Source organism: Enterobacter cloacae complex sp. 372C4 (assembly GCF_050030615.1).
Classification (GTDB): Bacteria; Pseudomonadota; Gammaproteobacteria; order Enterobacterales; family Enterobacteriaceae; genus Enterobacter; species Enterobacter intestinihominis.
On sequence record NZ_JBLGUQ010000001.1, the window covers coordinates 2464514 to 2476845 of the forward strand.

Consider the following 12332-nt stretch of genomic DNA (forward strand, 5'->3'; position numbering starts at 1 on the left):
TCTGGGACGTAGATTTCGAATGAAAATATCGTGAAACCGTAATCCAGCTCTCAACATTATGAATCATTCATCAGCACAGGATCGACAATGATTGAAATTGAAACTCGCCTGCTTAGTGAGCATGAAATCATCCATGCTTTTCCGGCTGGTAAAGGTGAACAGCCGCTGCCGACGGTAGTTTTCTATCATGGTTTTCTCTCCTCAAAGCTGGTCTACAGCTATTTTGCCGTCGCGCTGGCGCAGGCCGGTTTCCGGGTGGTCATGCCTGATGCGCCGAATCATGGGGCACGCTTTACGGGCGATGAACAGGCGCGGCTGGGGCTGTTCTGGCAAACGCTGCACGGCAATCTGACCGAGTTCGCCGGGCTGCGTGACGCGCTTTTACAGGCCGGGCTGGTGGAGGGGAAACGGCTGGCGGTCGCAGGCGCATCAATGGGCGGAATGACGGCGCTGGGGCTCATGGCCAGGCATCCGGAGGTGACGTCCGTGGCTTGCCTGATGGGATCGGGCTACTTTATGTCACTGGCAAAGACGCTGTTCCCGCCGCAGGCACCTCAGGAGATTGAAGCCCTGTTGTCTGAATGGGACGTCAGCCATGCGCTTTCGCAGCTGGCCGATCGTCCCCTGCTGCTGTGGCATGGGGATGCCGACGACGTCGTACCGCCCGGTGAAACGTTCCGTCTGCAACAGGCGCTACAGCGTGAAGGGCTGGACAGCAATCTGACCTGCCTGTGGGGTGCCGGTGTCCGGCACCGTATTACTCCGGCTGCGCTGGAAGCCACCGTGGAGTTTTTCCGTCAGCACCTTTAAACGCGCAGCACCGTGACACCCTGATCCTCGAGCTTGCTGAGGATCTCGGGGTTGGCGTTTTTGCCGGTGATCACCATGCTGATTTGCTCGGCGCGGCTGAAAAGCATGCCGGCGCGTTCACCGACCTTGCTGCTGTCGACCAGCACCACCAGTTTACCCACCACGTTGAGCATGTTCTGCTCTGCCATTGCGGTGAGCATATCGGTTTTATACAGGCCATCCGCCGTCAGGCCTTTGCCGCTGGTAAACATCCAGTGCCCGGCGTAGAGGCTGTTTTCACTGTCCTGCGGGCTCAGGGTTATGGACTGGCTCTTGTTATACTGGCCGCCCATGATCACCACGCTTTCATGTTCCTGGTCAATGAGATAGTTGGCCAGCGGCAGATAGTTGGTAATGATTTGCACCGGCTTGCCGCACATCTCTCGGCCCAGTAAAAACGCTGTCGAGCCGCAGTTAATCACCACGCTTTCCCCGGGATTCACCAGCTGTGATGCCGCTCTGGCAATCCGCACCTTTTCATCGTGATTCTGCGCCTGGTGAATATTCATCGGCGTCCAGCGTGGACGCTGCTGGCTGATGGCCTCTGCGCCGTTGCGGACTTTTTTCAGCTTGCCGCTTTCATCCAGCTTGTTAATGTCCCGCCGCGCGGTAGCAGGGGAGATCCCTAAACGTTCGATCACTTTCTCGACGGTGATAAACCCTGTTTGCGCCAGGAGTTCCAGTAAAATTTGATGCCGTTGCGCTTCCGTCATGAGCTATTCCGAAAAGAATTGATTTGAAAAGATGATATTTGAAATAGCATGAAATTACTAAATTAAATATGACATCGCCAGACACAGTGTCTGGCGATTGGGCTGCACAATCAGAGGAAGGACTTGAACGGCAGGTCTGGCTCAATGGTGAAGCAATCATCAAAACCACGCGGGTAGTGGTACTCGAGATTGTCTTTATCCAGCGGCCAGGTGAACTTGCCGCCAACCTGCCAGATGAACGGCTTGAAACCATACTTGAGTCGGTCTTTTTTCATCTCCCACAGGACGCGGATCTCTTGCGGATCGGCCTGGAAGTTTGACCAGATATCGTGGTGGAAGGGGATCACCACTTTGGTGTTCAGCGCTTCGGCCATGCGCAGCATGTCCGCGCTGGTCATTTTGTCGGTAATCCCTCGCGGGTTTTCACCGTAAGAGCCAAGCGCCACGTCAATCTGGTGCTCGTTACCGTGCTTCGCGTAGTAGTTGGAGTAGTGAGAGTCACCGCTGTGATACAGGGAACCGCCAGGCGTTTTGAACAGGTAGTTCACTGCGCGCTCGTCCATCCCGTCTGGCAGTACGCCTGCGGCTTTCTGGTCGGCAGGCAGGGTGATCAGCGCGGTGCGATCAAAGGCATCCAGCGCGTGAATTTCAACGTCTTTGATTTTCACCACGTCGCCCGGCTTCATCACAATGCAGCGCTCTTTTGGCACGCCCCAGCCAATCCACAAATCCACGCAGGTCTGCGGCCCGATAAAGGGTACGTCGTCCGCGCAGTTTTGCATTACCGCTGCCGCCACGTTCACGTCGATATGATCGTTGTGATCGTGGGTAGAGAGAACGGCGTCGATCTGGCGAATGGCGAAAGGATCAAGCACAAAAGGCGTGGTGCGCAGGTTCGGCTGGAGCTTTTCAACGCCGGCCATACGCTGCATCTGGTGACCTTTTTTCATCAGTGGATTGCCGTGGCTCTGTTTGCCGGTGCCGCACCAGAAATCGACACAAATGTTGGCGCCGCCTTCTGATTTCAGCCAGATCCCGGTGCATCCAAGCCACCACATCGCAAATGTGCCAGGAGCAACCTGTTCCTGCTCGATCTCTTCGTTCAGCCAGCTACCCCACTCCGGAAAGGTACTCAAAATCCATGATTCACGGGTGATGGTTTTCACTTTACTCATCGTTTGACTCCTGGTTTTAATCAAAAGTAATCATACTGTGACTTGTTGTGATTAATGCTGGCACTGCTTGAATCGATTTGCAATGGCTGATTTGCGGAAAATTCCCCTCGCCACATCACAGAAAATACACCTCGTCGTTGTTAAGATAACCGCTACATATAATTAATATATTGAAAATTAAGAATTTATTTATCTCTCTGGATCGGTAGTGAAAATCATTACTAACTCCATGGAAATAAATTGCGTGATCCGTCACAAATAATCAAATGCAATCTTGTGGTGATTATTTGTGATTAATAGAGTGATGACACCAACCACACAGGGATTGCCCCTCGTGTTCTCATTTTCTGGAGAGAGTTATGGAGATCCTCTACAACGTCTTTACCGTTTTCTTTAATCAGGTAATGACCAACGCCCCGCTGTTGCTGGGTATCGTGACGTGCCTGGGGTACATCCTGCTGCGCAAAAGCGTCAGCGTGATTATCAAAGGCACCATCAAAACCATCATTGGTTTTATGCTGTTGCAGGCGGGGTCTGGCATTCTGACCAGCACGTTTAAGCCGGTCGTTGCCAAAATGTCTGAGGTATATGGCATTAACGGCGCCATCTCTGACACTTACGCGTCCATGATGGCCACCATCGATCGCATGGGGGATGCGTACAGCTGGGTTGGGTATGCGGTACTGCTCGCGCTGGCGCTGAACATCATTTACGTGCTCCTGCGCCGCATCACCGGTATTCGCACCATCATGCTCACCGGGCACATCATGTTCCAGCAGGCGGGGCTGATTGCCGTTTCTCTCTATATCTTCGGCTACCCAATGTGGACCACGGTCATCTGCACGGCAGTGCTGGTCTCGCTTTACTGGGGCATCACCTCCAACATGATGTATAAGCCAACGCAGGACGTTACTGACGGCTGCGGCTTCTCCATCGGTCACCAACAGCAGTTCGCCTCCTGGATTGCGTACAAAGTTGCACCGTACCTGGGTAAAAAAGAGGAGAGTGTTGAAGACCTCAAATTGCCTGGCTGGTTGAATATCTTCCACGACAACATCGTCTCCACGGCGATTGTGATGACCCTTTTCTTCGGTGCCATCCTGCTTTCCTTTGGCATTGACGTGGTGCAGGCGATGGCGGGTAAAACCCACTGGACGGTCTATATCCTGCAAACCGGTTTCTCCTTTGCCGTGGCCATTTTCATCATCACTCAGGGCGTGCGTATGTTCGTCGCCGAGCTGTCGGAAGCGTTCAACGGTATCTCTCAGCGCCTGATCCCTGGCGCGGTGCTGGCGATTGACTGTGCGGCTATCTATAGCTTTGCGCCAAACGCCGTCGTCTGGGGCTTTATGTGGGGCACCATCGGCCAGCTGATTGCGGTCGGCATCCTGGTGGGCTGTGGCTCCTCAATCCTGATTATTCCTGGCTTTATCCCGATGTTCTTCTCCAACGCCACTATCGGCGTGTTTGCTAACCACTTCGGCGGATGGCGCGCCGCGCTCAAGATCTGCCTGGTGATGGGCATGGTTGAAATCTTCGGGTGCGTGTGGGCGGTCAAGCTCACCGGCATGAGCGCCTGGATGGGCATGGCGGACTGGTCAATTCTGGCGCCGCCGATGATGCAGGGCTTTGCGTCCGTCGGGCTGGTCTTTATGGCCGTCATCATCCTGATTGCACTGACTTATATGTTCTTCGCTGGCCGTTCGCTGCGAGCTGAAGAAGATGCGGAAAAACAAACAGCAGAAGTTTCTGCTCACTAAGGAGTTTCGATTATGACCGTACGTATCCTGGCTGTGTGTGGCAATGGGCAAGGAAGCTCCATGATCATGAAAATGAAAGTGGACCAGTTTTTAACCCAGTCAAACATTGACCACACGGTGAACAGCTGCGCAGTGGGTGAATACAAAAGTGAACTGAACGGCGCGGACATCATCATCGCTTCAACGCACATTGCCGGCGAGATTAGCGTGTCGGGCAACAAATACGTGGTAGGCGTGCGCAACATGCTGTCGCCTGCGGATTTTGGGCCAAAACTGCTGGAAGTGATCAAAGAGCACTTCCCACAAGACGTGAAGTAAGGATGCCACATGAAACTACGTGATTCGCTGGCTGAGAATAACTCCATCCTTTTACAGGCCGAAGCCAGTACCTGGCAGGAAGCGGTGAAGCTGAGCGTGGACCTGCTGGTTAAGGCGGACGTTGTCGAGCCGCGTTATTACCAGGCCATCCTGGATGGCGTGGCGCAGCACGGCCCCTATTTTGTGATTGCCCCGGGGCTGGCAATGCCGCATGGCCGCCCGGAAGAGGGTGTCAAGAAAACCGGTTTTGCGCTGGTGACGCTGAAAACCCCGCTGGTGTTCAACCACGAAGATAACGACCCGGTCGACATTCTGATCACCATGGCAGCTGTCGATGCCAACACCCACCAGGAGGTGGGCATCATGCAGATCGTTAACCTGTTTGATGACGAAGCTAATTTTGACCGTTTACGTGCCTGCCGTACCGCGCAGGACGTGCTGGATTTAATTGATAACGCCACTGCGGCGGCCGTTTAAGAGGAATTGAAAATGTCATTACCAATGTTGCAGGTCGCGCTGGATAACCAGACGCTGTCTCACGCTTACGAAACCACCCGTCTGATTGCGGAAGAGGTGGACATCATCGAAGTCGGCACCATTCTGTGCGTGGGCGAAGGCGTTCGTGCGGTTCGTGACCTGAAGGCGCTCTATCCGCATAAAATCGTGCTGGCGGATGCCAAAATTGCCGATGCGGGCAAAATTCTCTCTCGCATGTGCTTTGAAGCCAACGCCGACTGGGTCACCGTGATCTGCTGTGCGGATATCAACACTGCGAAAGGCGCGCTGGACGTGGCGAAAGAGTTCAACGGCGACGTGCAGATTGAACTGACCGGCTTCTGGACCTGGGAGCAGGCACAGGAGTGGCGCGAAGCGGGTATCCAGCAGGTGGTTTATCACCGCAGCCGTGATGCGCAGGCCGCAGGTGTGGCGTGGGGCGAAGCTGATATCAACGCGATCAAACGCCTGGCCGATATGGGCTTCAAAGTGACCGTGACCGGTGGTCTGGCGCTGGAAGATCTGCCGCTGTTCAAGGGTATTCCAATCCACGTCTTTATTGCCGGTCGTAGCATTCGCGATGCGGAATCTCCGGTGGAAGCTGCGCGTCAGTTTAAACGCTCAATCGCTCAGCTTTGGGGTTAAGGAGCGGGTATGTTGTCAAAACAGGTCCCGCTTGGCATCTATGAAAAGGCACTCCCTGCGGGGGAGTGCTGGCTGGAGCGGTTACAGCTGGCGAAGCAGCTGGGTTTCGATTTTGTCGAAATGTCGGTGGATGAGACGGACGAGCGTCTTTCTCGCCTGGACTGGCGCCGCGACCAGCGTCTGGCGCTGGTGAGCGCCATTGCCGAAACCGGCGTGCGCGTGCCGTCCATGTGCCTGAGCGCTCACCGTCGTTTTCCGCTTGGCAGCGAAGATGATGCCGTACGCGCCGAAGGGCTGGAGATCATGCGTAAAGCCATTCGCTTTGCACAGGATGTTGGCATCCGCGTGATCCAACTGGCGGGTTACGATGTTTACTATCAGGAAGCCAACAATGAGACGCGCCGTCGTTTCCGTGACGGCCTGAAAGAGAGCGTTGAGATGGCAAGCCGTGCGCAGGTGACGCTGGCGATGGAGATCATGGATTATCCATTGATGAACTCCATCAGCAAGGCGCTGGGCTACGCGCACTATCTGAACAATCCGTGGTTCCAGCTTTATCCGGATATCGGCAACCTGTCGGCATGGGATAACGACGTACAGATGGAGCTTCAGGCGGGCATCGGGCATATCGTGGCGGTGCACGTAAAAGATACCCGTCCCGGCGTGTTTAAAAACGTACCGTTCGGCACCGGGGTGGTGGATTTCGAACGGTGCTTCCAGACGCTCAAACAGACAGGTTATTGCGGACCTTACCTGATTGAGATGTGGAGCGAAACCGCGGACGACCCGGCGGCAGAAGTGGCGAAAGCCCGGGACTGGGTGCGCGAGCGCATGGCGCGGGCAGGCTTACTGGAGGCGGAACATGCTTAAGCTGAAACAGCAGGTCTTTGAGGCCAATATGGATCTCCCGTGCTATGGACTGGTGACGTTTACCTGGGGCAACGTAAGCGCCATCGATCGCGATCGGGGGCTGGTGGTGATTAAGCCGAGCGGCGTGGCCTATGACGCCATGAAAGTGGACGATATGGTGGTGGTTGACCTGGAAGGACACGTTGTTGAAGGCAAATGGCGTCCTTCTTCAGATACGGCAACCCATCTGGCGCTGTACCAGCGTTACCCGTCCCTGGGTGGTGTTGTGCATACCCATTCCACGCACGCCACCGCCTGGGCACAGGCCGGGCTGGCGATCCCTGCTTTGGGTACGACGCACGCGGACTACTTCTTCGGCGATATTCCCTGCACGCGGGCGTTAACGCAGGCTGAGGTCGAAGGCGAGTACGAACTTAACACCGGCAGGGTCATTATCGAAACGCTGGGTGAGACGGAACCACTGCATACGCCGGGTATTGTGGTGTTCCAGCATGGTCCATTCTCCTGGGGTAAAGATGCGCATGACGCCGTGCATAACGCGGTGGTGATGGAAGAGGTGGCTCGGATGGCGTGGATTGCGCGCGGCATTAACCCACAGCTTCAGGGCATTGATGATTATCTGATGAACAAGCATTTCATGCGTAAGCACGGCCCGAATGCTTATTACGGGCAGAAGTGAATAAGTGCTCTGGAATACCGAAACAGTTGTAACCGGTGGTATTCCGGAGCCATTCATAAAAAAAGCCCCCGGCAGGGGGCAATCATATATAGCTATGATTTTCGTTGGCTTTCCTGGTGCTGGCGATAAAGCGTTACTGGTAAATATCTGCACTGGCGCGCATATTGCCGTTGCTGCCGGGCTCACGTGTCAGTATGACGTGATAGTATTTTGCGCCCTGCGCATCGGTTTCTTCATTAAGCGCCTGATCTGCTTCACTTTCAGTGGCGAAGTTATGATTGATGTAAATAACGCCTAAGCTCTGCACATCATCCATGTTTCTGGCCTGTCGGCTGTCTATCTTGATGGCTGCCATCGCGTTTGCACTGAGCAAAAGCGCAGCCAAAATGGCGAATGCGATTCTTTTCATGATATGCGCTCCACGACTGCGTGCTGTGATATGGGGTAATGCTCTCCTTCTCTGCTTAAGGCTTCTGATTAAAGTGTAATCGCTACTCGGGTTGCGATGGGTGACCATTTCTGATGGTGTTGTTCAAAAAAACAGCGTTTCTGATAAGTGAGATTTTAAATCACCCACTTAGAACAGCTTTACCCTTTGTGCGAATTATTTGTGCAATCACCTTGTGTTTAGCGGGGCGCGCAAGTATTATGACGCGTCAATTTTTCAGCCGACCTTTAACACGTTCCTTGCCTCCCCGGGCCTCGGCTGACCCAGACAGGAGGCTGAATAATCCGTAAGGAGCAATTCGATGCGTCATTACGAAATCGTTTTTATGGTCCATCCTGACCAGAGCGAACAGGTTCCGGGTATGATCGAGCGTTACTCTGCTGCCATCACTGGTGCAGAAGGCACGATCCACCGTCTGGAAGACTGGGGCCGCCGTCAGCTGGCTTACCCAATCAACAAACTGCACAAAGCTCACTACGTTCTGATGAACGTTGAAGCGCCGCAGGAAGTGATTGATGAGCTGGAAACTACCTTCCGCTTCAACGATGCCGTTATCCGCAGCATGGTTATGCGTACCAAACACGCAGTGACCGAAGCATCTCCGATGGTTAAAGCGAAAGACGAGCGCCGTGAGCGTCGCGATGATTTCGCAAACGAAACCGCAGATGATTCTGATGCTGGGGATTCTGAAGAGTAATTTCTGATGACCAACCGTCTGGTGTTGTCCGGCACCGTGTGCAGGACCCCCCTTCGAAAGGTCAGCCCATCAGGAATTCCGCATTGCCAGTTCGTGCTTGAGCATCGTTCTGTGCAAGAGGAAGCCGGGTTTCACCGGCAGGCGTGGTGCCAAATGCCCGTTATCATTAGCGGACACGAAAACCAGGCCATTACTCACAGTTTAACGGTCGGTAGTGCAGTAATCGTTCAGGGGTTCATCTCTTGCCACAAGGCAAAGAACGGCCTGAGCAAAATGGTTCTGCATGCCGAGCAGATTGATTTGATAGATACTGGAGACTAGCCAAATGGCACGTTATTTCCGTCGTCGCAAGTTCTGCCGTTTCACCGCGGAAGGCGTTCAAGAGATCGACTATAAAGATATCGCAACGCTGAAAAACTACATCACCGAAAGCGGTAAGATTGTCCCAAGCCGTATCACCGGTACTCGTGCAAAATATCAGCGTCAGCTGGCTCGCGCTATCAAACGCGCTCGCTACCTGTCTCTGCTGCCGTACACTGATCGTCATCAGTAATCGGGCACGGTCCATTAATACGACTTTAAGAGGATAAGGTAATGCAAGTTATTCTGCTTGATAAAGTAGCAAACCTGGGCAGCCTGGGTGATCAGGTAAACGTTAAAGCGGGTTACGCTCGTAACTTCCTGGTACCACAGGGTAAAGCTGTTCCAGCTACTAAGAAAAACGTAGAGTTTTTCGAAGCACGTCGTGCTGAACTGGAAGCCAAACTGGCTGACGTTCTGGCGGCTGCTAACGCTCGCGCTGAAGCAATCAACGCACTGGGCACCGTTACCATCGCGTCTAAAGCTGGCGATGAAGGTAAACTGTTCGGTTCCATCGGTACCCGCGATATCGCTGATGCAGTCACTGCAGCAGGCGTTAAAGTGGCTAAGAGCGAAGTTCGCATGCCGAACGGCGTTCTGCGTACCACTGGTGAGCACGAAGTTGACTTCCAGGTTCACAGCGAAGTGTTCGCTAAACTGGTTGTTAACGTAGTAGCTGAGTAATTTTTTACTCTGCTCACGTCGAAGCGCCGGCCTTGTGCCGGCGTTTTGCTTTTTAGCGTGACCCTACGTCATGTTTTGCGATTGTAAGGTCGCTATTCCTGATGCATTCTCTGATAATAAATTGAAACGCAATTTTATTTATGAGATTTGTCATGGATACCGCTCTGCCCACGCCCGTCTTTGCCCGTCGAAATGTGGCCTATGCCTGCGCCACGCTCTGCTGTCTGCTTTGGGGAAGCTCATACCCGGCCATTAAAAGCGGCTACGAACTCTTCCAGATCGCGACCGATGATATTCCGTCCAAAGTCGTCTTTGCTGGATACCGTTTTCTGTTTGCCGGTGCGTTGCTGCTGCTCTTTGCCCTGGCCCAACGTAAACCGATTGGCAGGCTCACACCCACGCAGTTTGGTCAGCTCACGATCCTCGGGCTGACCCAGACCTCCATCCAGTACACCTTCTTTTATATCGGCCTTGCTTACACCACCGGGGTGAACGGTTCGATCATGAATGCCACCGGGACCTTCTTCAGCGTGCTGCTGGCGCACTTTATCTACCACAACGACAAACTCAGCTATAACAAAACGCTGGGCTGTGTTCTGGGCTTTACCGGCGTGATGCTGGTGAACTTCCACGGCGGGTTAAGTGATTTCCAGTTTGTCTGGCAAGGTGACGGATTTGTGGTGCTGGCGGCCTTTATTCTCTCTGCGGCCACGCTTTACGGGAAACGCATTTCCCAGACCGTTGACCCGACGGTGATGACGGGATGGCAGCTGGCGATAGGCGGGGCGGCACTGGTTGCGGGAGGCTATGCCACGGGCGGGGCGCTGGAGGTGCACAGCATGAAGGCCGTCGCCGTGCTGGGGTATCTGACGCTGCTCTCATCCGTGGCGTTCGCCCTGTGGAGCGCGCTGCTGAAAGTGAACCGCGTGAGTATGATTGCCCCGTTCAACTTTGTCATACCTGTAGCAGGAACGGTGCTCTCCGCCATATTCCTCGGCGAAGACATTCTGGACATCAAATACGCGATTGCGCTGGTGCTGGTCTGCTCGGGGATCTGGTGGGTGAATAAACGTCGTGCCTGAGAACAAAAGTGCCGGGGGGCGGCTTCGCCTTACCCGGCCTGGGCTATTAACGTGCTCTGATAAAACTGCCGTCCGGCTGGCGGGTAAACAGTACCTGCTGCCCGTTTCCGGTATCGATCGTTAACCCGGTCACCACCCCACTGGCATTCTGGCGGATCTGCACCATCTGACCATTTTGCAGGTTGCTGAGCGGCTTGCCAGCCCCCTCGACTTGCGCCATGGCATACACATCCGTTGCCGGCAGATTGTGGTCGCGGAACAGCTGAGCAAGGGTTTTCCCTGGCTCTACGCGATACGAACGCCACTGCTGCTCAATGCCGGTGGGCTGTTGCGCCTGTGGCTCTGAAGGGGCGGCGGCCTGCTCCTGATCTTCCTGAACAGGTTCAGGCTCAACCGGCGCAACCTGGCCCGGATCGTTAGACGGTGTGACCAGTTGCGTCTGCATCGGCTGTGAATCAGGCTGCGGCTGGCTTTGCGACTGGATATCCAGCTCAGCATTGCGGCTTACCGGCCCGGTATCAACGTTGTCACTGCCGGAAGGAAGCAGGAAACCGATGACCATCAGCAACGCGCCGATGATAATGCCTCTGCGGTGCAAAGGCGGCAGCGGGTCCATGATGCGAAAGTTATCCGGCGCATGCCAGATTTTCGCCAGGGTAGGTTTCAGTTCAAATCGCCCGGGCATGGCTCTCCTCCTGCTCCGCGTCTTTTTATCCTGTCCTGAGAAGTGTAGTTTGCTAACTGCCTGATGGGCGTAACAAAGCCAGCTTTCGTGACATATATTAGGGAAAATCCTGACGGCTACTATTGTTTCCGTTTCGTCGCAGTTTGTCACCTTTACTTAAGACAAAGTTTTACCCATAAGGGCATGGCTGATATGCTGCCCGCTACTTTAAATGTGATGGAAGGAAAACCCATGACCACCCCGACTTTTGACACTATCGAAGCGCAGGCAAGCTACGGCATCGGCTTGCAGGTAGGACAGCAGCTGAGCGAATCCGGCCTGGAAGGTCTGTTACCGGAAGCGCTGGTGGCGGGTATCGCTGACGCGCTGGAAGGCAAGCAGCCCGCTGTGCCGGTTGACGTTGTGCACCGTGCGCTGCGTGAAATCCACGAACGTGCTGACACTGTACGTCGCGCGCGTTTCGAAGAGATGGCGGCAGAAGGCGTGAAATATCTGGAAGAGAACCGTGAGCGTGAAGGCGTGAACAGCACCGAGTCCGGCTTGCAGTTCCGCGTAATCAATCAGGGTGATGGCGCAATCCCGGCGCGTACCGACCACGTTCGCGTACACTACACCGGTAAGCTGATCGACGGCACCGTGTTCGACAGCTCCGTCGCGCGTGGCGAACCGGCTGAATTCCCGGTCAACGGCGTGATTGCAGGCTGGATCGAAGCCCTGACCCTGATGCCAGTAGGTTCAAAATGGGAACTGACTATCCCGCACAACCTGGCATACGGCGAGCGTGGCGCTGGCGCGTCCATTCCGCCATTCAGCACCCTGGTGTTTGAAGTCGAGCTGCTGGAAATCCTGTAATCGGTTTTTCTTATTTTCCT

Annotated in this window: 17 protein-coding genes; 13 read left to right on the forward strand and 4 right to left on the reverse strand. The window is 54.5% G+C overall.

Features of this window, described 5'->3' with window-relative positions; translation table 11 throughout:
- Positions 1 to 87 precede the first annotated feature (87 nt).
- On the forward strand, positions 88 to 810 hold the full coding sequence (gene yjfP / locus ACQG11_RS11855; protein WP_038415143.1) for an esterase: 723 nt from the start codon (positions 88 to 90) through the stop codon (positions 808 to 810).
- Here the strand turns inward: yjfP and ulaR are convergent.
- Both ulaR and ulaG read right to left on the reverse strand, forming a co-directional pair.
- Complete coding sequence (gene ulaR / locus ACQG11_RS11860; RefSeq protein ID WP_003856014.1) at positions 807 to 1562, reverse strand: HTH-type transcriptional regulator UlaR; 756 nt, start codon at positions 1560 to 1562, stop codon at positions 807 to 809. The two genes, yjfP and ulaR, sit on opposite strands and share 4 nt — an antisense overlap.
- Before the next feature lie 110 nt (positions 1563 to 1672).
- The gene (ulaG, locus tag ACQG11_RS11865; RefSeq protein WP_023299142.1) at positions 1673 to 2737 is read right to left on the reverse strand and encodes an L-ascorbate 6-phosphate lactonase; all 1065 of its coding nucleotides are present in this window, start codon (positions 2735 to 2737) and stop codon (positions 1673 to 1675) included.
- A 359-nt stretch (positions 2738 to 3096) separates the two neighbouring features.
- Between ulaG and ulaA the strand changes: the two genes are divergently transcribed.
- Genes ulaA through ACQG11_RS11895 form a run of 6 tightly spaced genes read left to right on the forward strand, consistent with a single transcriptional unit; the run spans position 3097 to position 7504 of the window.
- Entirely contained in the window at positions 3097 to 4497 is a 1401-nt protein-coding gene (gene ulaA, locus ACQG11_RS11870) for a PTS ascorbate transporter subunit IIC (RefSeq protein ID WP_022646831.1), read from the forward strand.
- Positions 4498 to 4509: 12 nt separating this feature from the next.
- Complete coding sequence (gene ulaB, locus ACQG11_RS11875; RefSeq protein WP_003856022.1) at positions 4510 to 4815, forward strand: PTS ascorbate transporter subunit IIB; 306 nt, start codon at positions 4510 to 4512, stop codon at positions 4813 to 4815.
- Positions 4816 to 4824: 9 nt separating this feature from the next.
- Entirely contained in the window at positions 4825 to 5292 is a 468-nt protein-coding gene (gene ulaC, locus ACQG11_RS11880; protein ID WP_003856024.1) for a PTS ascorbate transporter subunit IIA, read from the forward strand.
- Positions 5293 to 5304: 12 nt separating this feature from the next.
- Positions 5305 to 5955, forward strand: a complete 651-nt coding sequence (gene ulaD / locus ACQG11_RS11885; RefSeq protein ID WP_022646832.1) for a 3-keto-L-gulonate-6-phosphate decarboxylase UlaD — start codon at positions 5305 to 5307, stop codon at positions 5953 to 5955.
- A gap of 9 nt (positions 5956 to 5964) precedes the next feature.
- Positions 5965 to 6825 carry an L-ribulose-5-phosphate 3-epimerase gene (locus ACQG11_RS11890; protein ID WP_319854874.1) on the forward strand — a complete coding sequence of 287 codons (861 nt, stop codon included), beginning with the start codon at positions 5965 to 5967 and terminating at the stop codon, positions 6823 to 6825.
- Positions 6818 to 7504: an L-ribulose-5-phosphate 4-epimerase gene (locus ACQG11_RS11895; protein WP_045621040.1), complete on the forward strand. Its 687-nt coding sequence runs from the start codon at positions 6818 to 6820 to the stop codon at positions 7502 to 7504. Before ACQG11_RS11890 ends, ACQG11_RS11895 begins: the two co-directional genes overlap by 8 nt.
- A gap of 133 nt (positions 7505 to 7637) precedes the next feature.
- Here the strand turns inward: ACQG11_RS11895 and yjfY are convergent, their stop codons facing one another.
- Positions 7638 to 7913: a DUF1471 family protein YjfY gene (yjfY, locus tag ACQG11_RS11900; RefSeq protein ID WP_023299144.1), complete on the reverse strand. Its 276-nt coding sequence runs from the start codon at positions 7911 to 7913 to the stop codon at positions 7638 to 7640.
- 340 nt (positions 7914 to 8253) lie between these two features.
- Here yjfY and rpsF point away from each other — a divergent pair, with 340 nt between their 5' ends.
- From rpsF to ACQG11_RS11925, 5 genes are all read left to right on the forward strand, one after another.
- On the forward strand, positions 8254 to 8649 hold the full coding sequence (gene rpsF / locus ACQG11_RS11905) for a 30S ribosomal protein S6 (protein ID WP_003856034.1): 396 nt from the start codon (positions 8254 to 8256) through the stop codon (positions 8647 to 8649).
- 6 nt (positions 8650 to 8655) lie between these two features.
- The gene (priB, locus tag ACQG11_RS11910; RefSeq protein WP_022646836.1) at positions 8656 to 8970 is read left to right on the forward strand and encodes a primosomal replication protein N; all 315 of its coding nucleotides are present in this window, start codon (positions 8656 to 8658) and stop codon (positions 8968 to 8970) included.
- A 4-nt stretch (positions 8971 to 8974) separates the two neighbouring features.
- Positions 8975 to 9202 (forward strand): 30S ribosomal protein S18, encoded by a 228-nt coding sequence (gene rpsR / locus ACQG11_RS11915; RefSeq protein WP_000135199.1) that lies wholly within the window; start codon positions 8975 to 8977, stop codon positions 9200 to 9202.
- Positions 9203 to 9243: 41 nt separating this feature from the next.
- Positions 9244 to 9693: a 50S ribosomal protein L9 gene (rplI, locus tag ACQG11_RS11920; RefSeq protein ID WP_006810372.1), complete on the forward strand. Its 450-nt coding sequence runs from the start codon at positions 9244 to 9246 to the stop codon at positions 9691 to 9693.
- Between the two features lie 152 nt (positions 9694 to 9845).
- A complete protein-coding gene (locus tag ACQG11_RS11925; protein WP_426728381.1) occupies positions 9846 to 10775 on the forward strand; it encodes a DMT family transporter in 930 nt (309 codons plus the stop codon).
- A 46-nt stretch (positions 10776 to 10821) separates the two neighbouring features.
- Here ACQG11_RS11925 and ACQG11_RS11930 read toward each other — a convergent pair whose 3' ends face one another.
- Positions 10822 to 11460: an OapA family protein gene (locus tag ACQG11_RS11930; protein WP_032625204.1), complete on the reverse strand. Its 639-nt coding sequence runs from the start codon at positions 11458 to 11460 to the stop codon at positions 10822 to 10824.
- Between the two features lie 231 nt (positions 11461 to 11691).
- Between ACQG11_RS11930 and fklB the strand changes: the two genes are divergently transcribed.
- A complete protein-coding gene (gene fklB, locus ACQG11_RS11935; protein ID WP_022646839.1) occupies positions 11692 to 12312 on the forward strand; it encodes an FKBP-type peptidyl-prolyl cis-trans isomerase in 621 nt (206 codons plus the stop codon).
- Positions 12313 to 12332 lie beyond the last annotated feature (20 nt).

Bases quoted from the DNA above. Each gene is read 5' to 3' on its own strand.
- ulaC (WP_003856024.1), top strand. From the start codon at position 4,825: ATGAAACTACGTGATTCGCTGGCTGAGAATAACTCCATCCTTTTACAG.
- ulaA (WP_022646831.1), top strand. From the start codon at position 3,097: ATGGAGATCCTCTACAACGTCTTTACCGTTTTCTTTAATCAGGTAATG.
- ulaD (WP_022646832.1), top strand. From the start codon at position 5,305: ATGTCATTACCAATGTTGCAGGTCGCGCTGGATAACCAGACGCTGTCT.
- ACQG11_RS11925 (WP_426728381.1), top strand. From the start codon at position 9,846: ATGGATACCGCTCTGCCCACGCCCGTCTTTGCCCGTCGAAATGTGGCC.
- ACQG11_RS11890 (WP_319854874.1), top strand. From the start codon at position 5,965: ATGTTGTCAAAACAGGTCCCGCTTGGCATCTATGAAAAGGCACTCCCT.
- rplI (WP_006810372.1), top strand. From the start codon at position 9,244: ATGCAAGTTATTCTGCTTGATAAAGTAGCAAACCTGGGCAGCCTGGGT.
- yjfY (WP_023299144.1), bottom strand. From the start codon at position 7,913: ATGAAAAGAATCGCATTCGCCATTTTGGCTGCGCTTTTGCTCAGTGCA.
- rpsF (WP_003856034.1), top strand. From the start codon at position 8,254: ATGCGTCATTACGAAATCGTTTTTATGGTCCATCCTGACCAGAGCGAA.
- ACQG11_RS11930 (WP_032625204.1), bottom strand. From the start codon at position 11,460: ATGCCCGGGCGATTTGAACTGAAACCTACCCTGGCGAAAATCTGGCAT.
- yjfP (WP_038415143.1), top strand. From the start codon at position 88: ATGATTGAAATTGAAACTCGCCTGCTTAGTGAGCATGAAATCATCCAT.
- fklB (WP_022646839.1), top strand. From the start codon at position 11,692: ATGACCACCCCGACTTTTGACACTATCGAAGCGCAGGCAAGCTACGGC.
- ulaB (WP_003856022.1), top strand. From the start codon at position 4,510: ATGACCGTACGTATCCTGGCTGTGTGTGGCAATGGGCAAGGAAGCTCC.
- rpsR (WP_000135199.1), top strand. From the start codon at position 8,975: ATGGCACGTTATTTCCGTCGTCGCAAGTTCTGCCGTTTCACCGCGGAA.
- ulaG (WP_023299142.1), bottom strand. From the start codon at position 2,737: ATGAGTAAAGTGAAAACCATCACCCGTGAATCATGGATTTTGAGTACC.
- ulaR (WP_003856014.1), bottom strand. From the start codon at position 1,562: ATGACGGAAGCGCAACGGCATCAAATTTTACTGGAACTCCTGGCGCAA.
- priB (WP_022646836.1), top strand. From the start codon at position 8,656: ATGACCAACCGTCTGGTGTTGTCCGGCACCGTGTGCAGGACCCCCCTT.
- ACQG11_RS11895 (WP_045621040.1), top strand. From the start codon at position 6,818: ATGCTTAAGCTGAAACAGCAGGTCTTTGAGGCCAATATGGATCTCCCG.